Raw genomic sequence first — 22,838 nt, 5'->3', positions numbered from 1 at the left:
CGCGCCGCTGCGCGTTCGACGCCCGGCCTTCGAAGATCCGCGTTTGAAGTTCGGCGTTTGACGCTCAGGGCTCGATGGGCAGGCAGGCCGCGCCCTTGGGCAGCGGCACGCTGGTCGCGCCCAGCAGCGCACGCGCGCCGCAGGTCGAGGCAAACATCGCGGTCGAGCTGTGGCCCACGCCCACCACCTGCTGCGCCTGGTGGCGCGAGGCGGGCCAGGCCGGATGGCGCTGCGCCATCCAGGCCTCGTAGCGCCAGTAGCCGACGCCGCGCGCCCAGCGGGTCGCGCCCTGGGCCTCGGCGCCGCAGGTCTTGTCGAGGTAGTGGTGCTCGGGATTGTTGTCGGCGCCGCCCAGCAGATACGTGACGTTGCGCTGCAGATAGCGGGCCGAGAGCTTGAGCGGGTCGGTCTCGCTCGAGATCCGCGGCATCTGGTCGGGCCCGTACTTGTACTGGTTGTAGGTGGGGCAGATGCCGCGTTCGTAGTTGGCATAGCCGCCGCCGGTGGCGCGCGGGCGCTGCGGCGACAGATACAGATACGAAGACGGATTGGCCACCACGTAGCTCAGGTTCAGTCCGGCGCGGCGCAGCGGCTCGTCGATGTCGTTGAGCACGGCATAGCGGTGCACCAGCTGGCCGCCGGCCGAGTGGCCCGCGATCACGAGCTCGCGCAGCGCCGGCAGGCGGTCGGAGGCGCTCAGCTCGCGCACCAGGTCGTCGAGCACCTGGAACGAGGTCACCGGCGCCGGCCGGCCCTTGGCCGCCATGCTGGCCTCGCCGTCTTCCCAGCTGGCGCGGCGCCAGGCCGGCATCTTGCCGAAGCCCGCGTCGATCGCGCTGGCGAACTTCGGCGCCACGATCAGCGTGTCGCCGGCGCGCTCGCCGTTGGCGTGATAGAGCTGGGCCACGGCCTCATAGGCACGGTTGGCATCGCGCGTGACGCCGTGGATCACGATCACCACGCGGCGGATGCCGCGCAGATCGTCTTCCTGCAAGTGCTTGCTGGCGTAGACGGGGAAGGGGTAGCGGTGGCCGGGCTTGCCCAGTTCGATGGGGCGCCACGGCGGCGTGGTCACGGGCGGCGTCACCACGGGGTCGGTGTAGGGGTCGTGACCCGCGGGCGGCTGGCCCGCGAGCTGGGCCTGCGCGGGCAGGGCCAGCGCGCAGGCGAATACTGCGAGCAGTCCTGCGCGCATGCGGATCAGCAATGTTCCGAACCGAGCAGCTGCATCAGCGCCGCATGGTCCAGGATGCGCACTTCGCGCTGGTTGATCCGGATCAGGCCGTCGCGCGCGAAGCGCGAGAGCAGGCGCGATACCGTCTCCAGCGTCAGGCCGAGGAAGTTGCCGATCTCCTCGCGGCTCATGCGCAGCACGAACTCGCTCGACGAATAGCCCAGCGCCGCATAGCGCTGCGACAGGTTCAGCAGGAACGCGGCGACGCGCTGCTCCGAACGCATCGAGCCCAGCGTGGCCAGCATCTGGTGCGAGCGCGTGATCTCGCGGCTCATCAGGCGGCGGAACTGCTGCTGCAGCGTGGGCAGATGGGCGGCGACGCGGTCGATCTCGGGCAGGCGGATGACGCACACCTCCGAGTCTTCGAGCGCAACCGCGTTGGAGACGTGGCGGCCTTCGATCATGCCGTCGAACCCGACGATCTCACCCGGCAGATGGAAGCCGGTGATCTGCAGCTGGCCGGAGGCGTCTTCGAGCTGGGTCTTGAGCGAGCCGAAACGCACGCCATAGACCGCGTCGAGCGGCGCGTCGAGCTCGTAGAGCGGCTTGCCCTTTTCGACGCGCACGCGCTCCTTGACCAGGTCGTCGAGCTTCTCCACTTCCGCCGCGGCCATGCCGACCGGGATGCAGACATGCCCGAGCATGCAGCTCGAACAGTGCGCGGCATCCGGCGAAATAGGAACCCGTTTTTGCATATAGACCTCGAGGCTTAGTCACCGGCTTGGGCTTGCGCCGCCGGTTGGTGTTACGTCCGGCGGCACGCGAGCGACCGGCCGGATGTGTATATCAGCTGGTTACATTGTAGTCGCGTCGGCGCAAACATACCGAGGCGCGATATCGGGGCCGTGATCGCCACGTTTCAGGGCCTTTTGCGACGGGAGAGTCGGTAGGCGCACCAGTCGTCCGCCCCCGTGGCCACGGGCGCGCCGGGGCCGTCGGGGCGGATCGGATAGTACAGACAGCGCAGGGTGGCGCCGCCGTCCTCGAGCCGCACGTCGACCTCGTCTCGGACGAAGGGGGAGGTCGTGGGGTCGTCGATTTCCTCGATCGCGTCGAGCACCGGCGCGAGCGCCGCGTCGATGCGGTAGACCTCGCCCAGCACGCGCGGCGGGCCCGCGTCGGGCAGCAGGCCGGGCCAGTCGCCGTAGTCGACCAGCACGCCGGGCGCGCGCGCCAGCCCGACCCGCACGGGCGCGGGCAGGCCATGGCGCGCCGCCGCTTGCGCGATGTCATTGCTTTCCCCCTGGCGCAGGGTACCGTAGACGAAGACGAGCAGGGGCATGGCGGGCGCGCGGCGCGATGGTTGTGCGGAATTGGCGTTGCCGTGTAGTGTATGCGGGTGCTTGTCGCTTTACGGACTCGGGCGCCCAGGGCCGCAAGGCCTGCGCGCGGGGCTTGAAAACCCCGCCGGCGTCCGCATATTCAGGTCATCGAGCCGGCTGACGCAATGTCTCGCGTGGCTCCCCAACAGCCTACGACCATTATGCGATTCGACAAACTCACCACCAAGTTCCAGCAAGCCCTGGCCGACGCGCAAAGCCTGGCCGCCCGCAACGACCATCCCTACATCGAGCCGGCCCACGTGCTGGCCGCCCTGCTGGGCGATCCCGACAGCGGCGCGGCCAGCCTGCTGGCGCGTGCCGGCGTGGCGGTCAACCGCCTGCAGCCGGCGCTCGACCAGGCCCTGAAGGCCCTGCCGCAGGTGCAGGGCAGCGACAACGTCCAGGTCGGCCGCGACCTCCAGGGCGTGCTAACCCGCACCGACAAGGAAGCCGCGCGCCGCGGCGACACCTACATCGCCAGCGAGCTGTTCCTGCTCGCCCTGGCCGACGACAAGGGCGATGCCGGCCGCATCCTGCGCGAGGCGGGCCTGCAGAAGAAGGCCCTCGAGGCCGCGATCGACGCGGTGCGCGGCGGCCAGAACGTCGACGGCGCCGAGGGCGAGTCCAACCGCGAGGCGCTGTCCAAGTACACGCTCGACCTCACCGAGCGCGCCCGCGAAGGCAAGCTCGATCCCGTGATCGGCCGCGACGACGAAATCCGCCGCACCATCCAGATCCTGCAACGCCGCACGAAGAACAATCCGGTCCTGATCGGCGAACCCGGCGTGGGCAAGACCGCCATCGTCGAAGGCCTGGCGCAGCGCATCGTCAACGACGAGGTGCCGGAATCCCTGCGCGGCAAGCGCGTGCTGTCGCTCGACCTGGCCGCGCTGCTGGCCGGCGCCAAGTTCCGCGGCGAGTTCGAGGAGCGCCTGAAGGCCGTGCTCAAGGAACTGGCCCAGGACGACGGCCAGAACATCGTGTTCATCGACGAGCTGCACACCATGGTGGGCGCCGGCAAGGCCGAGGGCGCGATGGACGCCGGCAACATGCTCAAGCCCGCGCTGGCGCGCGGCGAGCTGCATTGCATCGGCGCGACCACGCTCGACGAATACCGCAAATACATCGAGAAAGACGCCGCGCTCGAGCGCCGCTTCCAGAAGGTGCTGGTGGGCGAGCCCGACGTGGAGTCCACCATCGCCATCCTGCGCGGCCTCCAGGAGCGCTATGAGCTGCACCACGGCGTGGACATCACCGACCCGGCCATCGTGGCCGCGGCCGAGCTGTCCAACCGCTACATCACCGACCGCTTCCTGCCCGACAAGGCCATCGACCTGATCGACGAGGCGGCCGCGCGCATCCGCATGGAAATCGATTCCAAGCCCGAGGTGATGGACCGGCTCGACCGCCGCATCATCCAGCTCAAGATCGAGCGCGAGGCCGTCAAGAAGGAATCCGACGACGCGTCCAAGCGCCGCCTGGCCGTGATCGAGGAAGAGCTCGAGAAGCTCCAGCGCGAGTACAACGACTACGAAGAGATCTGGAAGGCCGAGAAGGCCGCGGTGCACGGCACCCAGGCCATCAAGGAAGAGATCGACAAGGTGCGCGCCGAGATGGCCGAGCTGCAGCGCAAGGGCCAGTTCGACAAGCTGGCCGAGCTGCAATACGGCAAGCTGCCCGAGCTCGAGGCGCGCCTGAAGGCCGCCGACAGCGCCGAGCAGGCCGCCGAGAAGGCCGACGTCGACTCGGGCAGGCCGCGTCTGCTGCGCACCGAGGTGGGCGCCGAAGAGATCGCCGAAGTGGTTTCGCGCGCAACCGGTATCCCGGTGTCGAAGATGATGCAGGGCGAGCGCGACAAGCTGCTCAAGATGGAGGAGTTCCTGCACCGCCGCGTGGTGGGCCAGGACGAGGCCGTGCGCCTGGTGTCCGATGCCATCCGCCGCTCGCGCGCCGGGCTGGCCGACCCCTCGCGTCCGTATGGTTCGTTCCTGTTCCTGGGCCCGACCGGCGTGGGCAAGACCGAGCTGACCCGCGCGCTGGCCGAGTTCCTGTTCGACTCCGAGGAGCATCTGATCCGCATCGACATGAGCGAGTTCATGGAGAAGCACTCGGTGGCCCGCCTGATCGGCGCGCCGCCGGGATACGTGGGCTACGAAGAGGGCGGCTATCTCACCGAGGCGGTGCGGCGCAAGCCCTACAGCGTGGTGCTGCTCGACGAGGTCGAGAAGGCCCACCCCGACGTGTTCAACGTGCTGCTGCAGGTGCTCGACGATGGCCGCCTCACCGATGGCCAGGGCCGCACGGTCGATTTCCGCAACACCGTGATCGTGATGACCTCCAACCTCGGCTCGCAGCACATCCAGACCATGGCGGGCCAGCCCTACGAAGTCATCAAGGAAGTGGTGTGGGACGAGCTCAAGCAGTCGTTCCGCCCCGAGTTCCTCAACCGGATCGACGAAGTCGTGGTGTTCCACGGGCTCGACGCGCAGCACATCGAATCGATCGCGCGCATCCAGCTCAAGCGCCTGGCCGACCGGCTCGAGAAGCAGGAGATGCGGCTGGAGGTCAGCGACGCGGCGCTCGCCGAGATCGCGCGGGCCGGCTTCGACCCGGTGTTCGGGGCGCGTCCGCTCAAGCGGGCCATCCAGCAGCAGGTCGAGAACCCGGTCGCCCGGCTCATCCTCGAAGGCAAGTTCGGGCCGCGCGACGTGGTGCCGGTGGATTGGCAGGACGGCAAGTTCGTCTTCACGCGCACGCTGCAATGAGCCCGCCGATCCGGGCATGAAAATGGCGTCCCTCGGGACGCCATTTTTTTTGCTGTCGCGGGAAGGTTCAGGCCTTCCCGGCGTCCTGCGCGTCGCGTTCGGCCTGCGCAATGATGGCGCGCGCGGTCCAGCGCACCACGTCGGTGATCTCGTCGATCTCCAGGTGCCAGATGTCCTTGAGCACCAGGAACACCTCGGTGCCGTACAGCAGCGACAGCGCCTGCGCCACGCGCTGCAGCGCGGCTGGCTCGAGCCGGTCGGCCAGCGGCGCCAGCACGTGGCGCAGCGTGTCGACGCGATGGCCGCGCACCAGGCGCGGCGTGGCGTCGTCGCCGGCACGCGCGGCCGCCTGCTGCTGCAGCGACACCATGATCGCGGCCCGCAGCGACGCCTCGTGTTCCTCGAGGCGCGGGTAGGCGAACGAGAACAGCTCGTCGACGCGCTCGCTCGCGCTGCCGGCGCCGGCCTGCCATTCGAGAATGGGGCCGAGGCTCTGGTCGACCACGGCGGCGATCAGCGCGCTCTGGCTCGGGAAATAACGATAGGCGGTGGCGCGCGACACTTCGGCCGCTTCGGCCAGCTCGGCGACCGAGGGCGTGAGGCCGGCGGCCATCATGCGCTGCGCCGTGTCGAGCAGGGTGCGGCGCATGCGCGCGCGCGGGCCATGCGGCGGCTCGCCGCTTTGCACGGCCTGACGGCTCGCGGGGCCGATCTGGTGGGCTTTCATGGGAGCGTCGGCAGCAGGGCGGGGGCCTTGCTGTTGACCAGAGACAGGTGTCTCATTATGATTCGTTCGTCTCATTCTTGCGGTCGCTTGGCCGTCGGCGGCGGTGATGTTGCGGGCGGTCGCGACCCAGGATATACACAGAGGCGCGCGCACGGAGCAGTGTAGCGCGCTCGCGGAGGAGTCATGAGTTTTGATCAACGGCCCGTCTACGTGGCCGCCACTTTCGACACCAAGGCCGACGAAGCGGCTTTCCTGGCCGCGCGGCTCGTGGCCGCCGGCGTGCCGGTCGTCTCGGTGGACGTGTCCACCGGCGCCGACGGCGCGGGCGGCGCCGACGTGTCGGCCGCCGAGGTCGCGCGCCACCATCCGGAGGGCGCCGCCGCCGTGTTCACCGGCGACCGCGGCACTGCCATCCCGGCCATGGCCCTGGCCTTCGAGCGCTTTCTCGCCGCGCGCGGCGACGTGGGCGCCGTGCTCGGCCTGGGCGGATCGGGCGGCACCGCGCTGATCACGCCCGCGATGCGGGCGCAGCCGGTCGGCGTGCCCAAGCTGATGGTCTCGACCATGGCCTCGGGCAACGTCGCGCCTTACGTCGGCCCCGCCGACATCGCCATGCTGTATCCGGTCACCGACGTGGCCGGGCTGAACCGCATCTCGCGCCGCGTGCTGGCCAACGCCGCCGGCGCCATCGCGGGCGCCTGGCAGGCGGCGCGCCAGCCGCAGGAGAGCGACCAGCGCGACGCGGTCGGCATCACGATGTTCGGCGTCACCACGCCGTGCGTGCGCGAGGTGGCGGCCCTGCTGCACGAGCGCTACGACACGCTGGTCTTCCATGCCACCGGCACCGGCGGGCAATCGATGGAGAAGCTGCTCGACAGCCATCTGCTGGGCGGCGTGCTCGACCTCACCACCACCGAGGTGTGCGACCTGCTGTTCGGCGGCGTGCTGGCCTGCACGCCCGACCGGTTCGGCGCGGTCGCGCGCACCGGCGCGCCCTACGTGGGCTCGTGCGGCGCGCTCGACATGGTGAATTTCGGCGAGCCGGCCAGCGTCCCCGAGCGCTATCGCGAGCGCCTGTTCTACCCGCACAACCCGCAGGTCACGCTGATGCGCACCACGCCCGAGGAGAACGCGCGCCAGGGCGCGTGGATCGCCGAGCGGCTCAATCGCTGCGAGGGCGAGGTGCGGTTCCTGCTGCCCGAAGGCGGCGTCTCGGCGCTCGATGCGCCGGGCCAGGCCTTCTGGGATCCCGCCGCCGATGCCGCGCTGTTCGAGGCCATCGAGTCGCACCTGGTGCAAACCGCCAAGCGCCGCCTGATCCGCGTGCCCCACCATATCAACGATCCGCAGTTCGCCCGAATCGCGGTCGCGCAATTCCAGGCCATCGCGCCTGCCTGAGGAGTCTTCACGTCATGCCCTGTTTCGAGCGCAGCGCGCTGCTGCAGCAGTTCCAGACCATGGTGCGCGAGCGCCGGCCCATCGTCGGCGGCGGCGCGGGCACCGGCCTGTCGGCCAAGTGCGAAGAGGCCGGGGGCATCGACCTGATCGTGATCTACAACTCCGGCCGCTATCGCATGGCGGGCCGCGGCTCGCTGGCCGGGCTGCTGGCCTACGGCAACGCCAACGAGATCGTGATGGACATGGCGCGCGAGGTGCTGCCCGTGGTGCGCCGCACGCCGGTGCTGGCGGGCGTGAACGGCACCGATCCGTTCTGCAACTTCGACCTGTTTCTCGACGATCTGATCCGCACCGGCTTCTCCGGCGTGCAGAACTTTCCCACCGTGGGCCTGATCGACGGCAATTTCCGCGCCAATCTCGAGGAAACCGGCATGGGCTACGCGCTCGAGGTCGACATGATCCGGCTGGCGCACCAGAAGGGCCTCTTGACGACGCCCTACGTGTTCAACGAAGACGACGCGCGCGCCATGACCGAGGCCGGCGCCGACATCATCGTGGCGCACATGGGACTGACCACGGGCGGCAACATCGGCGCGGCCACGGCGCTCACGCTCGACGATTGCATCGCGCGCATCGATCGCATCGCCGCCGCAGCCCAGGCCGTGCGCGACGACGTGATCGTGCTGTGCCACGGCGGCCCGATCGCCTCGCCCGACGACGCCGCGCGCGTGCTGCGCGAATGCCGCCACTGCCATGGCTTCTACGGCGCCAGCTCGATGGAGCGTCTGCCCACGGAGACCGCGCTCACGGCGGCCACGCGCGAGTTCAAGGCGCTGACCTTCTGATGCCGGCGCGGGCGCGCTGCGCCCGCCCGCCGCGCGAAGGCGGCACAATGACGGATCCCACCGAGCAGGACCAGGAGAACGACATGCAGGAGCATACGGTTTTCGTGAGCGGGCTGGTGCCCGCCCCCATCGAACAGGTCTGGCCTTTGCTGCGCGACTTCAACGCGCTGGCGCTGTGGCATCCGGCCGTCGCCGCATCGCGCGTGGAGGAGGGCGGCCGCGCCGATGCGCTGGGCAGCGTGCGCCGCCTCGACCTCAGGCCCGACGGATTCGTGCGCGAGCGCCTGCTGATGCTCGACGATCCGGGCCATGCGCTGCGCTACAGCATCATCGAGACCAGCCTGCCGATGCGCGACTACGTGGCCGGCATCCATCTCGCCCCCGTCACGCTGACGGGCGGGACGCTGGTGACGTGGTGGGCCGACTTCGGCGTGATCGACGGCGCCGATCTCGCGGCGGTGGCGCAGGCCGTGGGCGAAAACGTGTTCGGCGTCGGCATCCGCGCGCTGGCGCAGCGCCTGGGCTGAGCGCGCCGAGGCGCGCCGGGGCGCACGCGCCGCGCGTGCCCTGATGTCCAGGCGCCGTGCCGGGCCGCCTAGCCGGCCCGCGCGCGCGCCACCGGCCGGCAGCCCGCCGGCCAGTCGTGATCGCGGGCATGCGCCCGCAACGCGGCCATGAAGGCCTGCGCGGCCGGGCTGAGCGCGCGCTCCTCGGGCCGGATCAGGCACAGCGTGCGCACCACCGTGGGCCGCGCCAGCAAGGCATACGACAGGCCCGGCTGCAGCACGCGCTGCGCCGCCAGCGCCGGCAGCAATGCCACGCCCAGCCCCGCCAGCACCAGCGCCGCCTGCGAGGTGGTGCTCGACGCCTCATAGAACGGCGAGGCCGCCTCGATCGGCAGGTCGGCGCGCGCCCGCAGTAGCGCGGCGATGCCGGTTTCGTCCACCACCCCCACCAGTTTGCGGCCGGCGAGCGCCGACCAGCGCAGCATGCCGTCGCGGCCGGGCGCCAGGCCCGCGTCGTCGCTGCGATACAGCACGCCGAAACGGTCTTCGAGCAACGCGTCGAACACCAGGCCCGGCGCGTCGGCCCAGCGGCTGGTCAGGCCGAAGTCCACCTCGCCCGCGGCCACCAGGCGCTGGATGCGGCCGGAGTTGTCGTCGCGCAGATAGAGCCGGATGGCCGGATGGCGCGCGCAGAAATCGGCCGCGGCCGGCGCGATCAGCTCCGTGATGGCCGAGGGTGCGGCGGCCACCCCGACCCGGCCGCGCTGCAGCGCGCCGTAGCGCACGGCGTCGTCGATGGCGCCGTCGAAGTCGGCCAGCAGGCGCATGACGCGCGGCAGGAACTCCTGGCCGAGCGGCGTGAGCAGCACGCGCCGGCTGGTGCGCGTGAAGAGCTCGGCGCCGAGCGCGGTCTCGAGCTGGCGGATCAGCGTGGTCACCGAGGACTGGGTCTGGAACAGGCGCCCGGCCGCATGGGTGAAGCTGTTTTCCTGGGCCACCGCCACGAAGGCGTTGAGGTGCTTGAGGGTGATGTGCTTGGGCAGGCGAACCATTTCAAATCGAGATAGATGGATTAACTAAAACAATTTTTCCAGATGGATCGCGCGGCGGATACTAGGCATCTCACCGACTTGCCGAGTTCCGCCATGCCTGACACCGCCGCCCCCGCTACGCCGCTCGACCTCAAGATCCGGGGCGGCTGGGTCATCGATGGCAGCGGCGCGCCGCGCGTGCGCGCCGACGTCGGCATCGTCGCCGATCGCGTGGTGGCGCTGGGCGATCTGTCGGGCCATGCGGCCGCGCGCGAGATCGACGCGGCGGGCCGCGTGGTCGCGCCCGGCTTCATCGACGTGCACGGCCACGACGACCTGATGTTCGTGGAAAAGCCCGGCCTCGAATGGAAGACCAGCCAGGGCATCACCACGGTGGTGGTGGGCAATTGCGGCGTGAGCGGCGCGCCCGCGCCGCGGCCCGGCAACACCGCCGCCGCGCTGGCGCTGCTGGGCGAGACGCCGCTGTTCGCCGACATGGCCGCCTATCTGGCGGAGCTGGCCGAGCGCCGGCCCATGATCAACGTGGCCGCGCTGGTGGGCCACGCCAACCTGCGCCTGGCCGCGATGGCCGACCCGCGCGCCCAGCCCAGCGCCGCCGAGCAGGCGCGCATGGAGGAACTGCTGCGCGAGGCGCTCGACGCCGGCGCGGTGGGCTTCAGCACCGGCCTGGCCTACGATCCGGGCGGGCAGGCGGGCGAGGCCGAATTGCGCGGCCTGGCCGAGATCGCGGCGGCGCGCGGGCGCCTGCATACCAGCCACATCCGCAACGAGGCCGACCAGGTCGAGGCGGCGGTGGAGGAAGTGCTGGCCATCGGCCGCGCCACCGGCTGCGCCACGGTGGTGTCGCACCACAAATGCATGATGCCGGCCAACTGGGGCAAGAGCGCCAACACGCTGGCCAACATCGACCGCGCGCGCGCCGCCGGCGTCGAGGTCGCGCTCGACATCTATCCCTATCCCGGCAGCTCCACCATCCTGATTCCCGAGCGCGCCGAGACCATCGACGACATCCGCATCACGTGGTCGACGCCGCATCCCGAATGCAGCGGCCGCTATCTGGCCGACATCGCGCGCGGCTGGGGCTGCGACCGCGGCACCGCCGCGCGCCGGCTGGCGCCGGCCGGCGCCATCTATTTCGCGATGGACGAGAACGAGGTGCAGCGCATCTTCCAGCATCCCTGCTGCATGGTGGGCTCCGACGGCCTGCCCAACGACGCGCGGCCGCACCCGCGGCTGTGGGGCTCGTTCACGCGTGTGCTGGGCCGCTACGTGCGCGAGGCCGCGCTGATGTCGCTCGAGGCCGCGGTGGCCAAGATGACGGCGCTGCCGGCCCGGGTGTTCGGCCTGCGTGACCGCGGGGTGCTGCGGGTGGGTGCGCTGGCCGACGTGGTGGTGTTCGACCCGGCCACGGTCAACGACCGTGCCACCTGGGACGACCCGACGCTGGCCTCGGTCGGGATCGACGCCGTGCTGGTCAATGGCACCCAGGTATTTCCCGCCGCGCCCGCCGCGCGGCCCGGCCGCGTCCTGCGGCGAGACCTTCAAGCCGGCGCTCACTGACCGGCCTTCCAGGAGAGAGACTGATGCATAAACCCACCCTGATCGCGCTGGGCCTGGCCCTCTGTCTGCCGTGGGCCGGCGCGCGCGCCGAGTTCCCCGAGCGGCCCATCACGCTGATCGTGCCGTTCCCGGCCGGCGGCCCCACCGACATCGTGGGCCGCGTCGCGGCGGCCAAGGCCGGCGAGATCCTGGGCCAGCAGATCGTGGTGGAAAACCGCACCGGCGCGTCCGGCACCATCGGCATGGCCGCCACGGCGCGCGCCAAGCCCGATGGCTACACCCTGGGCCTGGCCACCGTCAGCACGCACGGCACCGCGCCGCACCTGTTTCCCAAGCTCGCGTACGACCCGGTCAGCGACTTCACGCCGATCAGCAATCTGGTGACCAGCCCCAACATCCTGGCCGTCAATCCGGCCTTTGCCGCGAAAGACCTGACGGAATTCGTGGCGCACGTGCGCGCCAATCCGGGCAAGGACGGCTACGCCAACGCCGGCGCGGGCGGCGTCAACGATCTCGGCATGATCTGGTTCCTGCAGCTTATCGACGGCAAGATGAACAGCATCTCTTATCGTGGCTCGGCGCCCGCGCTCACCGACACAGTGGCCGGCGTGGTGCCCGTGATCTTCGACAACTTCCCCTCGACGCTGCCGTACGTCAAGAGCGGCCATCTGCGCGCGCTCGCCATCACCGGCACGGCGCGCAACGCCCGCCTGCCCGACCTGCCCACCTTCGCGGAGCAGGGCTACAAGGATTACGACGTGACCGCCTGGTACGGCGTGGTGGCGCCGGCCGGCGTGCCGGCGGACGTGCGCGACAAGCTGTCCGCCGCGTTCGCCAAGGCCGTGCGCGATCCCGCCACCGCGGCCAAGATGGAGGAGACCGGCGCCTTTCCGCTGGGCAACACGCCCGAGGCGTTCGGCCGGCAGATCCAGGCCGAGCGCGAGCGCTGGAAGGGCGTGATCGACAAGGCCCAGATCAAGCTGCAATGAGGCAGCGCGCGGCCGGCGGCGGCGCGCGGCGCAGGAGGCTGACGCATGAGGCTGACGCAGGGGACTGGCGCTGAGGACGGACGCTGGGGACGGACGCTCGGGATTAAGATACGCGGGTTCGCGCCGGGTCAGCCCGATCCGGCGCATCCCGTCCGGATCCTCATCCATGCTGACCACGCTCAATTTTCTCGCGGTGGGCCTGGGCGCCTCGCTCGGCGCCTGGCTGCGCTGGCTGCTCGGCCTGCGGCTGAACGCCGCGGGCTGGCCCTGGGGCACGCTGGCCGCCAACCTCGGCGGCGGCTATCTGATCGGTCTCGCGCTGGGCGTGATCGCGGCCCATCCCGAATGGCCCGCCTGGGTCCGGCTGGCGGCGGTCACGGGCTTTCTGGGCGGGCTCACCACCTTTTCCACCTTCTCGGCCGAAACCGTCGACATGGTCGAACGCGGCGTCTATGCCACCGCGCTGGGCTATGCCGGGCTGAGCCTGTTCGGCTCCTTGCTGCTCACCGCGGCCGGGCTGGCCACGGCGCACGCGCTGCGCTGAGTCAGCGCCCGAGCAAGACCCGCGCGGCCGCCAGGCCGCTGCGCACCGCGCCTTCGAGCACGCCGGGATAGCCGGTGTCGGTCCAGTCGCCCGCCAGCGCGAGCGTGCGCCACGGCGTGGTGTTCAGCGGCCGCGCCAGGCCCGGCACCGCCGCGAAGGTGGCGCGCTTCTCCACGAACAGCTCGGCCCGCTCGATCGCGGGCATCGGCGCCAGCCGGGCGGGGTGGCGCGCGGCCTGTTCGGCGACCTGCTCGGTGAGGCCGGCGATGGCCGTGTCGCGTTCGGCATCGACCAGCGCGTGGGCCGCGCTGGCCACGATGGCGAGCTCGCCGCGCTGGTGATGGCCGGTGAGGCGGGCGCGGTCGAACAGCCACTGGCCGTGATGGCCGCGTGCGGCATCCTCGCGCAGCAGCATCATCGGCTCGGGCAGCGCCCAGGGCGCCGCGAGCCGCAGGTTGAGCGTGGCGATGGGCTCGTACTGGAACGCCTGCAGCGCGCGCAGCAGGCCTTGCGAGGCGGCGCCGCGCAGCGCCGGGCCGAGCAGGCGCGCCGCCACCGCGGGCGGCACGGCCAGCACGGCGCAGTCGAACTGCTCGCCGTGGATGTCGACGCCGGTGTCGCTCGGGGTCATCTGGCGCACGGTGGTGCCGTAGCGCATGGTGGCGCGCAGGGCCACCACGTCGGGCCACAGCGCCGACAGATCGACGCAGGGCAGCAGCATGTCGCTGTTGCGGCGATGGCCGGTGAGCGCGTCGCGCAGCACGTGGGCGTAGAGGCTGGCGCTGGCCACGGCCAGCGGCGTGTTGAGCGCGGCCAGGCAGAGCGGCTCCCAGAGGCGGCGCACCAGCGTGTCGGGTTGCGCGTGCTGCGCCAGCAGCTGCGTCACGGTCCAGTCGCGCGGCGGCTGCCAGCCGCATTGTTCGAGACCGCGCATCAGGCGCACGGCCGCGAGCCGGTCGCGCCACGACAGCCCGCGCGCGGTCAGCAGCGCGGCCGCGGCATGCAGCGGCGCGGGCAGCGGCGGGGCCGACAGGCGGAAGCGCCCGTCGAGGCTCGCCAGCCGCAGCGGGCGGCGCATCAGCAGCGCGTCGGGATTGCGGCCCAGCCGGCGCATCAGGGCGAGCGTCTCGCGATAGGCGCCCAGCAGGATGTGCTGGCCGTTGTCGAGGTCGGCGGCGAACTCGGGATGCACCACGCGGCGGGCGCGCCCGCCGGGCGTGCGGCCGGCTTCGAAGACGGTGACGTTGGCATCGGCGGCGCGCAGCGTGGCGCACGCCGCGAGGCCGGCCCAGCCAGCGCCGATGACGGCGACCTTCATCGTTGCGGACCGCGCTGGCTCAGGCGGCGCACCAGGCCCCGTCCGCCACTCACCCAGGTCTTCCAGGCCAGCCAGAGCTTGCGCAGCGGCGTGAGCGAGATGCGCTGATGCAGCACCTGCCAGTTGTCGCGCTCGATCTCGTCGAGCAGCGCGTGATAGATGGCCGCCATCATCAGGCCGGGACGCTGGGCCCGGATGTCGGCCTCGGGCAGCGCCTCCATCGCCTCGCGGTAGAGCTCGCGCGTGCGCGCGGCCTGGAACGCCATCAGGGCGTTGAAGCGGTCGGAGTAGACGCCGTTGAGGATGTCGCTGGCCTTGACCTCGAACTGCTGCAGCTCGTTGACCGGCAGGTAGATCCGGCCGCGGCGCGCGTCGTCGCCGACGTCGCGCACGATGTTGGTCATCTGGAACGCGAGGCCCAGCTTGGCGGCGTAGTCGATGGTGCGCTCGTCGGTGTAGCCGAAGATGCCGGCCGACATCTCGCCGACGACCCCGGCCACGTGCCAACAGTATTTGCGCAGGCCGGCCCAGTCGAGATAGCGGGTCTGGTCGAGATCCATCTCCATGCCGGTGATGACGGCCTGCAGGCGTTCGCGCGTGATGTTGTAGTCGTTCAGGTGCGGCGCCAGCGCGCGCGTCACCGGATGCTCGGGCTTGCCGTCGAACATCGCGTCGACCTGCGTGCGCCACCAGGCCAGCTTGACGCGGGCCAGGGAGGCGTCGGTCGCCTCGTCGACCACGTCGTCGACTTCGCGGCAGAACGCATAGAGCGCCGTGATCGCGCGCCGGCGCGGCACCGGCAGGAACAGGAACGCGTAGTAGAAACTGGAGCCGCTCTTGGCGGCCTTGTCCTGGCAGTATTCGTCAGGGGTCATATCAGGTCAGGGAGCGCCACAGCATGAGGGCCCAATCTTTGGCGCCCAGTTCGGGGCGATTCATGAAGACGTCGTAATTGGCGTGTTCGATGCGCTGCAGGATGCGCAGGCCGCCCTGGACCACCAGGCGCAGTTCGAGCCCGATGCGCCCCGGCAGCCGGCGCGGCAACGCAGCGCCAGAGTTTAGCAGTGCGCGCGTGCGCTCGACCTGGAAGGCCATCAGCGCGCGCCAGGCCGGCGTGAGGCGGCAGGCCGCGAGGTCTTCCTCGCTCACGCCGAAGCGGGCCAGGTCGTCCTGGGGGATGTAGACGCGCGCCTTGCGCCAGTCGACCCGCACGTCCTGCCAGAAGTTGACCAGCTGCAGGCCGGTGCAGATGGCGTCGGCGTCGCGCACATTCGTGTCGTCGGCCGCGCCGTAGAGGTGCAGCATGAGCCGGCCGACCGGGTTGGCCGAGCGGCTGCAGTAGTCGAGCAGGGTCGGGTAGTCGGGGTAGCGCGTGGTGGTCACGTCCTGCTCGAAGGCGGAGAGCAGGTCGAAGAAGGGCGTGATCGGCAACTGGTGGCGCACGAGGGTGCGCGCCAGCGGATCGAACACCGGCGCCAGCGCCGGCTCGCCGGGCGCGCGGATCGCGGGCTCGGCGCCGATGCGGTGCAGCTCGGCGCGATAGGCGTGGAGCGCGCGCAGGCGTTCGTCCGGGCTCGCGTTGCCCTCGTCGGCGATGTCATCGGCGCTGCGGGCGTAGCGGTAGATGTCGCGCACGGCCTGGCGCAGATGGCGCGGCAGCAGCAGCGAGGCCACGGGAAAGTTCTCGTAGTGGTCGACGGCCATATACCTGTGGTTCGGCGAGGCGCGGGCCGATCCCGCGCCATGCCCCATTTTAGTGAATGCCGCGCGGGCGGCGGGTGTCGGGATGTCAGCGATCAGTTAGACTAGTCGGCCTGAAGGAAAATCCTCATGCCGCGTCCCATTTCTGCTTCGATCGACCCCGCCGCGCTGCGGCACAACCTGTCCGTCGTGCGTCGGCATCTCGACCAGACGGCCGCCGGTTCGGGCGGGGTGGCGCCGTCGATCTGGGCCGTCATCAAGGCCAATGCCTACGGGCACGGCATCGAGCAGGCGGTGGCCGGATTTTCCGACGCGCAGGGCCTCGCCATGCTCGACCTCAACGAGGCGGTGCGCTGCCGCGAGGCCGGTTGGGGCGGGCCGATTCTGCTGCTCGAGGGCTTTTTCGAGTCCGACGACCTCGACATCGTCGACCGCTATCACCTGACCACCACCGTGCACACGCGCGAGCAGCTCGACATGCTCGCGCATGCCCGACTGTCGCGGCGCGTCGACATCATGCTCAAGCTCAATTCCGGGATGAACCGGCTCGGCTTCACCGCCGATTCGTTCGGCCCGGCCTACGCCCGCGCCCAGCAGCTGCAGGAGCGCGGCGCGCTCGGCAGCATCGGCAAGATGACGCACTTCGCCTGCGCCGACGGCCCGCAGGGCGTGTCCGGCCAGCTCGCGGTGTTCGACGCGGTCACGCAGGGCCTCGCGGGCCCGGTCAGCGTGTGCAACTCGGCCGCCACGCTGCGCTACGCGGAGATCGCGGTCGGCACGGCCGACACCACGCACTGGGTGCGCCCCGGCATCTGCCTCTACGGCGCATCGCCCTTCGCCGACGCCGACGCCGCCAGCTTCGGCCTGCGGCCCGCCATGACCCTGCGTTCCGAGCTGCTCGCCGTCCAGGACATCGCGGCCGGCGACGCGGTGGGCTATGGCGCCACCTTCACCGCCACGGCGCCGATGCGCATCGGCGTGGTCGCCTGCGGCTACGCGGACGGCTATCCGCGCCACGCCGGCACGGGCACGCCGGTCACGGTGGGCGGCGTCGCCACCCGCCTGGTCGGCCGCGTGTCGATGGACATGCTGATGGTCGACCTCGATCCGGTGCCGGGCGCGGCGCCGGGCGCGCCGGTGGTGCTGTGGGGCGAGGGCGGCCCCAGCGTCGACGCCGTCGCCACCCACGCGGGCACGATCGGCTACGAGCTGCTGTGCGCCGTCGCGCCCCGGGTGCGCCGTCAGGTCGTCTGAGGGCGCTTGCCGGGGTGTCCCAGGCATGGACACCGCAGTGGCAGCGATTGGCTACGCAAGTTACAAGACACCGCCGGGTGGATGGTGTCTACTACGCGAATCCGCCGGCGGCGGCGCGACCCTCCCGGTCCGGCGCCGGGCGCCGGCAGGCGATGCGGCCGCGCGGGCGGCCGTGGCAATCAATTAGCGAGGTTTCGATCCATGAAGGATAAATGTGTGCTCGTGACGGGCGCGACCAAGGGCATCGGCTGGGCGCTGTCGCAGCGGCTGACCGATCTGGGCTGTCACGTGGTCGGGATCGCTCGCAACACCACCGATGTGGACTTTCCCGGCTACCTCTACGCTTGTGACCTGTCCGACGCGGGCCGCACGGAAGAAGTGCTGCGCGAGATCCGCGAGAAATTCCCCGTCGACGCGGTGGTCAACAACGTGGGCGTGGTGTCGCCGCAGCCGCTGGGCGAGATCGACCTGGCCACGCTCTATACCGTGCTCGACCTGAACGTGCGGGTGGCGGTGCAGGTGACCCAGGCCTTCATCGAATCGATGAAGGCGCGCCGCACCGGCCGCATCGTCAACGTCTGCAGCCGTGCGGTGCAGGGTTCGCTGCATCGCACCGCCTATTCGGCCGCCAAGAGCGCGCTGGTCGGCTGCACCCGCACCTGGGCGCTGGAGCTCGCCGAGTACGGCATCACGGCCAACGCCGTGGCGCCCGGCCCCATCGAGACCGAACTGTTCCGCGTCAACCATCCGGCCGGCAGCGACGCCGAGAAGCGCGCGCTGGGCTCGATCCCGATGAAGCGCCTCGGCACCCCCGCCGACGTCGCCGCCGCCATCGCCTTCCTCCTCTCCGACGACGCCGGCTACATCACCGGCCAGGTCATCGGTGTCGACGGCGGCGGCAGCCTCGGCGGCCGCTGACACCACACCCTCCCAAAAAAGCAAAGGCCACCTTCACGGTGGCCTTTCTTCTTTCCACCCAAACAAAGGTGTCAGACTACATTTTCCGAGCGGCACAAAACAAAGGTGTCAGACTGCATTTTTTTTCGGGCGGCACCCATCAAAACAAAGGTGTCAGACTGCATTTTTCCCACGGCGCGGAATCGTCAAAAATGTAGTCTGACACCTTTGTTTGAAAATGCAGTCTGACACCTTTGTTTGGGCGGGGGCTGCATGCGTGCGGCGCGCCGCGTGTGGGCTGGCAACCGCTCTTTCAATAAGGGCCGCTGCGTTTCACCGCGGGGGTGTCGCCCTTGAAGCGCTGCACCAGTTGTTCGCTCGCGCGGGCGAGCAGGGAGGCGTCGGCGCCCACGGCGACGAAGGTGGCGCCCTGGTCCAGGAAGTGTCGGGCGCGGGCCGGGTCGCCGTGCAGGATGCCGGCCGCGCGGCCGGTGGCCACGATGCGCTGGATCGTGCGATCCAGCGTGGCGAGCATGTCGGGGTGGTCGGGCTCGGTGAGATAACCCATGCTCGCCGACAGGTCGGCCGGACCGATGAAGATGCCGTCCACGCCTTCGACCGCGGCGATCGATTCCAGCGCCTCCAGGCCCTGCGGCGTCTCGATCTGCACCAGCACGCAGAGCTCGTCGTTGGCGCGCGCAAGATAATCGGGCACGCGGTTCCAGCGGGCCGCGCGGGCCAGCGCGCTGCCCACGCCGCGAATGCCCTGCGGCGGATAGCGCACCGCCGCGACCGCGCGCGCGGCTTCCTCGGCCGACTGCACCATCGGGATCAGCACGGTCTGCGCGCCGATGTCCAGGATGCGCTTGAGTTCGACCACGTCGTTGCTGCCCGGCCGCACCACCGGCATCACCGGATAGGGCGCGACCGCCTGCAATTGCGCCAGCATCGTCTGCAGCGTGTTGGGCGAGTGCTCGCCGTCGATCACCAGCCAGTCGAAGCCCGCCCCGGCGCAGATCTCGGCGGTATAGGGATGGGCCAGGCCGGCCCACAGGCCGATCTGCGGCTGGCCGGCGGCCAGCGCGCGCTTGAAGCGATTGGTGAGCAGATCCATGTCGGGTCAGGGCGCGGCCGCGGGGGCCGGGTTGGCGGGTTTGAGCGGCGACGGCGCCGCGGGAACGGCCTGCGCCGCCGGCAGCCAGGCGGCCAGGTCGGGCGGCAGCTCCATCTGCGGATCGTCGTCGTAGAGCGAATGCAGCTCGGCCAGCGCGGCCTCACGCTGGCCATTGCGCAGCAGCGCGCGGATGTACTCGATGCGCGAGGTGGCGTCGGGGCCGGCGGGCGGGCGCACGGAGTGGTGCGGGAACGCGCCGGCCTGCGGCAGCGCGCCCTCGGCGGCGGCCCGCTCCACGGGCGCCGGCTCGGGCTGCGGCGCGGCGGATTGCGCCGGCGCCGCGGCCTGGTCCGGCGCCTGGCCGGGGGCCGGTGGCGCCGCCGGGTCGGAGGCTTCCGCCTGGATGCGACGCTCCGCCGGACCCGACAGCGCGTTGCTGGCGGCCTGCTTCGCACTCGCGTCGACGCCCACCGATGCGCTGGCGCCGGCCTGGCCGGCGAGGGCGCCCTGCGCGGCGGCGTCGAGCGGTTTCTGCGCGGCGGCGGGCGGGGGCGGCGGCGCGGCGGCCGGCACGGCCTGCATCACCTCGGCCCGGCGCTGCCGGTCGGGAACGACCGCCGAATCAGCCTCGGCCGTCTGCGCCTGCGACGCGCTGCTGTCGGCGGCCGGGGCGGCGGCACGCTTGGGCGCCATGCGGGCGGCGGGCCGATCGCGTTCGGCGGGCGCAGGCTCGGCCGCGGGCGGCGCGCTCTGCGCCGGGGCCGGGGCCGGCACGGCGGCCAGCGACGGGGGCAGGGCCGGCGCCGGTGCGGCCGGATAGGTGCCCAGCGGCGGCGGGGCGGCCAGCCGCGGGTCGAAATCGGGTTGCGGCGCCTCTTCGTCGACCGCGGCGGTCTCGTCGGACTCGCTGTCGAGCGTCGGCGGATTGTCGAGATTGCTGTAATCGGTCAGGAACAGCAGCGCGCATACGGCCACGACCGAGGCGGCCACGCCCCAGCCGGGATGCCAGGTGCCATGCGGGCGGCGCGCGCGCCGGTCGGAGGCCGCCGCGCTGGCGGCCCGGCCGCGGATGGCGGCATCGAGCTGGCTCGACGGCTCGACCGCCGGCAGGTGGCGGTACAGGCCACGCAGGTCGCGGTCTTCGGTGTCGTCGTCGGGCGACATATGGGGGCTCATGCGCCTAGCTCCTCGCGGATTCGCCGTGTGGCGTAACGCAGCCGCGACCTGACGGTTTCGCGCGGCGCGCCGGTGATGACGGCGATCTCGTCCACACTCGAATCATGCTCCAGTTTCAATAGCAGGGTAAGACGTTGATCGGGCGGCAACGCCTCGATGGCGAGCTGCAGGCGGCGGCGCAATTGAAACTGCGACAACTGCTGGTCGGGCTGCTCGTGCTCGGATGCCCTGAGTTGGTGCAGCGTGTCGTCGTCGCTCACCGTCGTGCCCGTGCGGGCGTGGCGGCGATAACTGTCGATCAATAGATTATGCGCGATCTGCAAAAGCCAGGTGGAAAATCGCGCATGCTCGCTGGGCCGGTAGCGGGCCCGGGCATCCACGACCCGGCTCCAGGTTTCCTGGAACAGGTCGTCGGCCTGTTCGCGGCTGCCCGCGCTGCGTGCCAGATAGCGGTACAGACCGTTGCGATGGCGCGCGTACAGGGCGTCGAAGGCCGCCATGTCGCCGTCGGTGCCGTAGGCCTTCATCAACGCTTCGTCGTCCGCGCGTGCATAGTCCATGGCGCCGCAGTGTATCGCCCCTGCGCCCGTCGCGCATCCCGCCGCGCGCGGCCGCGCGGCGGGAGTGACCAGGGGCGCCGTGATGCCGAGCAGGCTCATGTCGGGGCGATCCGGCTCACTGCGGGTTGGTGGTGGGCACGCTGGCCTGCGCCTGGGCGGGCGTGCCGAGGCTGGCGGCCGTGTCGATCAGCTCGGCCAGTGCCGTCATCTCGCTGCCCGGCTGGTGCTTGCGGATCAGCGCCGACATGTCGGCCGGCTGGTAGCCATCCAGATACTTGCCGCCGCGCAGCCATTGGGCGAACGCGCCGGCGGCCGCGGCCTGGGCCATGCGGTCGGAGCTCGCCTCGCTGGCGCGCGCCGGCACCGGGCGCTCGACCAGCTTGCTCGCGCCGCCCTCGGGCGCCTGGTAGCGCACCTTGACCAGCGCCAGCTCGTCCGTCTTGGCCGGCGCCGTGCCCGCGGCCGGCTGGCCGTAGCGCAGCGGGTCGACGCGTTCGGCGCCCGACCCGGTGGGCGTGATCTCGAACAGCGCCGTCACGCTGGCGCCCGCGCCGATCTCGCCCGAGTCCACCTGGTCGTTGTTGAAATCCTCGTTGGCCAGCGCGCGCTTCTCATAGCCGATCAAGCGGTACTCCGACACCAGCGCGGGATTGAACTCGACCTGCACCTTCGCATCCTTGGCGATCGTGTAGAGCGTGGCGCCCATCTGGTGCACCAGCACGCGGCGCGCCTCCTGCAGATTGTCGAGGTAGTGATAGCTGCCGTTGCCGGCGTTGGCCAGCTGCTGCGCCAGGGCCTCGTTGTAGTTGCCGCTACCCACGCCCAGCGTCGTCAGGCCGATGCCGCGCTTGCGCTGCGTCGCGATGCGTTCCTTCAGCTTGTCGATGTCGGTAGTGTCGACGTTGAAGTCGCCGTCGCTGGCCAGCAGGATGCGGTTGACGCCGTTGGGGATCAGGCTGCGTGCGGCTTCGTTGTAGGCCATCTCCAGGCCGGCGTCGCCGTTGGTCGAGCCGGCCGCGCGCAGCTGGTCGATGGCGGCCAGGATCTCGGCCTTCTTGTCGCCCGCGGTCGATTTGAGCGCCACGCCGGCCGAGCCGGCGTAGGTCACGATGGCCACGCGATCCTGCGGCCGCAGTTGCGCCACCAGCTGGCGCATGCCGGCCTTCACCAGCGGCAGCTTGTCGGCCGAGGCCATCGAGCCCGAGGTGTCGACCAGCAGCACCAGGTTCGCGGGCGGCATGGCCGACACGTCCGGCTTCCAGCCCTGGATCCCGACCAGCAGCAACTGGCGCTTGGGATTCCACGGCGCGGGCGCGAGCTCGGTGGTGATGGAGAACGGCGTGTCGCGCGCCGCGGGCGGCGTGTAGCCGTAATTGAAGTAGTTGATGAATTCCTCGGCGCGCACGGCGTCGGCCGGCGGCAGCTTGCCCATCGACAGCATGCGGCGCACGTTGGTGTACGAGCCCGTGTCCACGTCCACGCCGAAGGTGGCGAGCGGCTCCTGCGCCGTGCGCTTGACCGGATTCTCGGCGTACTTGCTGTAGCGCTCGCGGTTCGGTTCGGCCATGGGCTGGCTGGCCGGGCTCGGCATGATCATGCGCTTGGTCGTGCGCGCCGCGTCGGCCTGCGCCTCATAGGCCAGCGGCGCCGGCGTCAGGACGGGATTGGGCGGCGGCGGGAGCGAGGGCGGCTGCACCGCGCCCTGCGGGGCGGCGGGCTCCACCAGCGCCTGCTGCGGCGCCGAATCGCGCGGGGGCGAGCACGCCGCCAGCAACGCCACGGCGGTCAGGGTGCAGATCAGGCGCGGCGCGAAGCGGGGGGCGGCGCGGCGGGTCGTAGCGTTCATGGCAAGTCCTTTTCGGAGGGTGTATGCGGT

21 protein-coding genes are annotated in these 22,838 nt (G+C 70.9%); 9 read left to right on the top strand and 12 right to left on the bottom strand.

Features of this window, described 5'->3' with window-relative positions; translation table 11 throughout:
- Positions 1–64: 64 nt before the first annotated feature.
- The 3 genes from CEG14_RS16280 to CEG14_RS16270 all read right to left on the bottom strand — a co-directional run bounded on the left by CEG14_RS16280 (position 65) and on the right by CEG14_RS16270 (position 2,516).
- Positions 65–1,195, bottom strand: a complete 1,131-nt coding sequence (locus CEG14_RS16280; RefSeq protein WP_256985749.1) for a hypothetical protein — start codon at positions 1,193–1,195, stop codon at positions 65–67.
- 5 nt (positions 1,196–1,200) lie between these two features.
- Positions 1,201–1,929, bottom strand: a complete 729-nt coding sequence (gene fnr / locus CEG14_RS16275) for a fumarate/nitrate reduction transcriptional regulator Fnr (RefSeq protein ID WP_094827342.1) — start codon at positions 1,927–1,929, stop codon at positions 1,201–1,203.
- A 164-nt stretch (positions 1,930–2,093) separates the two neighbouring features.
- The gene (locus tag CEG14_RS16270; RefSeq protein WP_094827341.1) at positions 2,094–2,516 is read right to left on the bottom strand and encodes a gamma-glutamylcyclotransferase family protein; all 423 of its coding nucleotides are present in this window, start codon (positions 2,514–2,516) and stop codon (positions 2,094–2,096) included.
- A 201-nt stretch (positions 2,517–2,717) separates the two neighbouring features.
- On the opposite strand from CEG14_RS16270, the gene clpB reads away from it, so the two are divergent.
- Positions 2,718–5,321 carry an ATP-dependent chaperone ClpB gene (gene clpB, locus CEG14_RS16265; protein WP_094827340.1) on the top strand — a complete coding sequence of 868 codons (2,604 nt, stop codon included), beginning with the start codon at positions 2,718–2,720 and terminating at the stop codon, positions 5,319–5,321.
- Between the two features lie 67 nt (positions 5,322–5,388).
- Here clpB and CEG14_RS16260 read toward each other — a convergent pair whose 3' ends face one another.
- Positions 5,389–6,048 (bottom strand): TetR/AcrR family transcriptional regulator, encoded by a 660-nt coding sequence (locus tag CEG14_RS16260; RefSeq protein ID WP_255032398.1) that lies wholly within the window; start codon positions 6,046–6,048, stop codon positions 5,389–5,391.
- Positions 6,049–6,231: 183 nt separating this feature from the next.
- On the opposite strand from CEG14_RS16260, the gene CEG14_RS16255 reads away from it, so the two are divergent.
- Genes CEG14_RS16255 through CEG14_RS16245 form a run of 3 tightly spaced genes read left to right on the top strand, consistent with a single transcriptional unit; the run spans position 6,232 to position 8,818 of the window.
- Positions 6,232–7,446, top strand: a complete 1,215-nt coding sequence (locus tag CEG14_RS16255; RefSeq protein WP_094827339.1) for a Tm-1-like ATP-binding domain-containing protein — start codon at positions 6,232–6,234, stop codon at positions 7,444–7,446.
- A 14-nt stretch (positions 7,447–7,460) separates the two neighbouring features.
- Positions 7,461–8,291, top strand: a complete 831-nt coding sequence (locus tag CEG14_RS16250; protein WP_094827338.1) for a phosphoenolpyruvate hydrolase family protein — start codon at positions 7,461–7,463, stop codon at positions 8,289–8,291.
- A gap of 47 nt (positions 8,292–8,338) precedes the next feature.
- Complete coding sequence (locus CEG14_RS16245) at positions 8,339–8,818, top strand: SRPBCC family protein (RefSeq protein ID WP_256985748.1); 480 nt, start codon at positions 8,339–8,341, stop codon at positions 8,816–8,818.
- Between the two features lie 68 nt (positions 8,819–8,886).
- Here the strand turns inward: CEG14_RS16245 and CEG14_RS16240 are convergent, their stop codons facing one another.
- Entirely contained in the window at positions 8,887–9,849 is a 963-nt protein-coding gene (locus tag CEG14_RS16240; RefSeq protein WP_094827337.1) for a LysR family transcriptional regulator, read from the bottom strand.
- Positions 9,850–9,942: 93 nt separating this feature from the next.
- Between CEG14_RS16240 and CEG14_RS16235 the strand changes: the two genes are divergently transcribed.
- The 3 genes from CEG14_RS16235 to crcB all read left to right on the top strand — a co-directional run bounded on the left by CEG14_RS16235 (position 9,943) and on the right by crcB (position 12,942).
- The gene (locus CEG14_RS16235; RefSeq protein WP_094827336.1) at positions 9,943–11,409 is read left to right on the top strand and encodes an N-acyl-D-amino-acid deacylase family protein; all 1,467 of its coding nucleotides are present in this window, start codon (positions 9,943–9,945) and stop codon (positions 11,407–11,409) included.
- 23 nt (positions 11,410–11,432) lie between these two features.
- A complete protein-coding gene (locus tag CEG14_RS16230; protein WP_094827335.1) occupies positions 11,433–12,398 on the top strand; it encodes a tripartite tricarboxylate transporter substrate binding protein BugE in 966 nt (321 codons plus the stop codon).
- A gap of 166 nt (positions 12,399–12,564) precedes the next feature.
- The gene (crcB, locus tag CEG14_RS16225; RefSeq protein WP_094827334.1) at positions 12,565–12,942 is read left to right on the top strand and encodes a fluoride efflux transporter CrcB; all 378 of its coding nucleotides are present in this window, start codon (positions 12,565–12,567) and stop codon (positions 12,940–12,942) included.
- Position 12,943: 1 nt separating this feature from the next.
- Here crcB and hpnE read toward each other — a convergent pair whose 3' ends face one another.
- The 3 genes from hpnE to hpnC are packed head-to-tail and all read right to left on the bottom strand — an operon-like array spanning position 12,944 to position 15,964.
- Positions 12,944–14,260, bottom strand: a complete 1,317-nt coding sequence (gene hpnE, locus CEG14_RS16220; RefSeq protein WP_094827333.1) for a hydroxysqualene dehydroxylase HpnE — start codon at positions 14,258–14,260, stop codon at positions 12,944–12,946.
- Positions 14,257–15,135 carry a presqualene diphosphate synthase HpnD gene (gene hpnD, locus CEG14_RS16215; RefSeq protein ID WP_094827332.1) on the bottom strand — a complete coding sequence of 293 codons (879 nt, stop codon included), beginning with the start codon at positions 15,133–15,135 and terminating at the stop codon, positions 14,257–14,259. Before hpnD ends, hpnE begins: the two co-directional genes overlap by 4 nt.
- Before the next feature lies 1 nt (position 15,136).
- Positions 15,137–15,964: a squalene synthase HpnC gene (gene hpnC, locus CEG14_RS16210; protein ID WP_094827331.1), complete on the bottom strand. Its 828-nt coding sequence runs from the start codon at positions 15,962–15,964 to the stop codon at positions 15,137–15,139.
- A 126-nt stretch (positions 15,965–16,090) separates the two neighbouring features.
- On the opposite strand from hpnC, the gene alr reads away from it, so the two are divergent.
- Positions 16,091–17,215: an alanine racemase gene (alr, locus tag CEG14_RS16205; RefSeq protein WP_094827330.1), complete on the top strand. Its 1,125-nt coding sequence runs from the start codon at positions 16,091–16,093 to the stop codon at positions 17,213–17,215.
- A 201-nt stretch (positions 17,216–17,416) separates the two neighbouring features.
- Positions 17,417–18,133, top strand: coding sequence for an SDR family oxidoreductase (locus CEG14_RS16200; protein WP_094827329.1), 717 nt, complete (start codon positions 17,417–17,419; stop codon positions 18,131–18,133).
- Positions 18,134–18,425: 292 nt separating this feature from the next.
- Here CEG14_RS16200 and hpaI read toward each other — a convergent pair whose 3' ends face one another.
- Genes hpaI through CEG14_RS16180 form a run of 4 tightly spaced genes read right to left on the bottom strand, consistent with a single transcriptional unit; the run spans position 18,426 to position 22,808 of the window.
- On the bottom strand, positions 18,426–19,226 hold the full coding sequence (hpaI, locus tag CEG14_RS16195; RefSeq protein WP_094827328.1) for a 4-hydroxy-2-oxoheptanedioate aldolase: 801 nt from the start codon (positions 19,224–19,226) through the stop codon (positions 18,426–18,428).
- A 6-nt stretch (positions 19,227–19,232) separates the two neighbouring features.
- On the bottom strand, positions 19,233–20,402 hold the full coding sequence (locus CEG14_RS16190) for a hypothetical protein (protein WP_143277229.1): 1,170 nt from the start codon (positions 20,400–20,402) through the stop codon (positions 19,233–19,235).
- Entirely contained in the window at positions 20,399–21,061 is a 663-nt protein-coding gene (locus CEG14_RS16185; RefSeq protein WP_256985747.1) for an RNA polymerase sigma factor, read from the bottom strand. The genes CEG14_RS16190 and CEG14_RS16185 overlap by 4 nt, the downstream gene beginning before the upstream one ends.
- 16 nt (positions 21,062–21,077) lie before the next feature.
- The gene (locus CEG14_RS16180; RefSeq protein WP_094827326.1) at positions 21,078–22,808 is read right to left on the bottom strand and encodes a vWA domain-containing protein; all 1,731 of its coding nucleotides are present in this window, start codon (positions 22,806–22,808) and stop codon (positions 21,078–21,080) included.
- Positions 22,809–22,838: the final 30 nt, after the last annotated feature.

This window comes from Bordetella genomosp. 1, assembly GCF_002261335.1.
GTDB lineage: Bacteria > Pseudomonadota > Gammaproteobacteria > Burkholderiales > Burkholderiaceae_B > Bordetella.
The sequence above is the reverse complement of the archived record's forward strand: the minus strand, read 5'-3'. Positions and strand labels throughout refer to the sequence as shown.

What these genes read in the sequence shown, in the direction of transcription:
- CEG14_RS16280 (WP_256985749.1), bottom strand. Translation starts at nt 1,195, where the DNA reads ATGCGCGCAGGACTGCTCGCAGTATTCGCCTGCGCGCTGGCCCTGCCC.
- fnr (WP_094827342.1), bottom strand. Translation starts at nt 1,929, where the DNA reads ATGCAAAAACGGGTTCCTATTTCGCCGGATGCCGCGCACTGTTCGAGC.
- CEG14_RS16270 (WP_094827341.1), bottom strand. Translation starts at nt 2,516, where the DNA reads ATGCCCCTGCTCGTCTTCGTCTACGGTACCCTGCGCCAGGGGGAAAGC.
- clpB (WP_094827340.1), top strand. Translation starts at nt 2,718, where the DNA reads ATGCGATTCGACAAACTCACCACCAAGTTCCAGCAAGCCCTGGCCGAC.
- CEG14_RS16260 (WP_255032398.1), bottom strand. Translation starts at nt 6,048, where the DNA reads ATGAAAGCCCACCAGATCGGCCCCGCGAGCCGTCAGGCCGTGCAAAGC.
- CEG14_RS16255 (WP_094827339.1), top strand. Translation starts at nt 6,232, where the DNA reads ATGAGTTTTGATCAACGGCCCGTCTACGTGGCCGCCACTTTCGACACC.
- CEG14_RS16250 (WP_094827338.1), top strand. Translation starts at nt 7,461, where the DNA reads ATGCCCTGTTTCGAGCGCAGCGCGCTGCTGCAGCAGTTCCAGACCATG.
- CEG14_RS16245 (WP_256985748.1), top strand. Translation starts at nt 8,339, where the DNA reads ATGACGGATCCCACCGAGCAGGACCAGGAGAACGACATGCAGGAGCAT.
- CEG14_RS16240 (WP_094827337.1), bottom strand. Translation starts at nt 9,849, where the DNA reads ATGGTTCGCCTGCCCAAGCACATCACCCTCAAGCACCTCAACGCCTTC.
- CEG14_RS16235 (WP_094827336.1), top strand. Translation starts at nt 9,943, where the DNA reads ATGCCTGACACCGCCGCCCCCGCTACGCCGCTCGACCTCAAGATCCGG.
- CEG14_RS16230 (WP_094827335.1), top strand. Translation starts at nt 11,433, where the DNA reads ATGCATAAACCCACCCTGATCGCGCTGGGCCTGGCCCTCTGTCTGCCG.
- crcB (WP_094827334.1), top strand. Translation starts at nt 12,565, where the DNA reads ATGCTGACCACGCTCAATTTTCTCGCGGTGGGCCTGGGCGCCTCGCTC.
- hpnE (WP_094827333.1), bottom strand. Translation starts at nt 14,260, where the DNA reads ATGAAGGTCGCCGTCATCGGCGCTGGCTGGGCCGGCCTCGCGGCGTGC.
- hpnD (WP_094827332.1), bottom strand. Translation starts at nt 15,135, where the DNA reads ATGACCCCTGACGAATACTGCCAGGACAAGGCCGCCAAGAGCGGCTCC.
- hpnC (WP_094827331.1), bottom strand. Translation starts at nt 15,964, where the DNA reads ATGGCCGTCGACCACTACGAGAACTTTCCCGTGGCCTCGCTGCTGCTG.
- alr (WP_094827330.1), top strand. Translation starts at nt 16,091, where the DNA reads ATGCCGCGTCCCATTTCTGCTTCGATCGACCCCGCCGCGCTGCGGCAC.
- CEG14_RS16200 (WP_094827329.1), top strand. Translation starts at nt 17,417, where the DNA reads ATGAAGGATAAATGTGTGCTCGTGACGGGCGCGACCAAGGGCATCGGC.
- hpaI (WP_094827328.1), bottom strand. Translation starts at nt 19,226, where the DNA reads ATGGATCTGCTCACCAATCGCTTCAAGCGCGCGCTGGCCGCCGGCCAG.
- CEG14_RS16190 (WP_143277229.1), bottom strand. Translation starts at nt 20,402, where the DNA reads ATGAGCCCCCATATGTCGCCCGACGACGACACCGAAGACCGCGACCTG.
- CEG14_RS16185 (WP_256985747.1), bottom strand. Translation starts at nt 21,061, where the DNA reads ATGAGCCTGCTCGGCATCACGGCGCCCCTGGTCACTCCCGCCGCGCGG.
- CEG14_RS16180 (WP_094827326.1), bottom strand. Translation starts at nt 22,808, where the DNA reads ATGAACGCTACGACCCGCCGCGCCGCCCCCCGCTTCGCGCCGCGCCTG.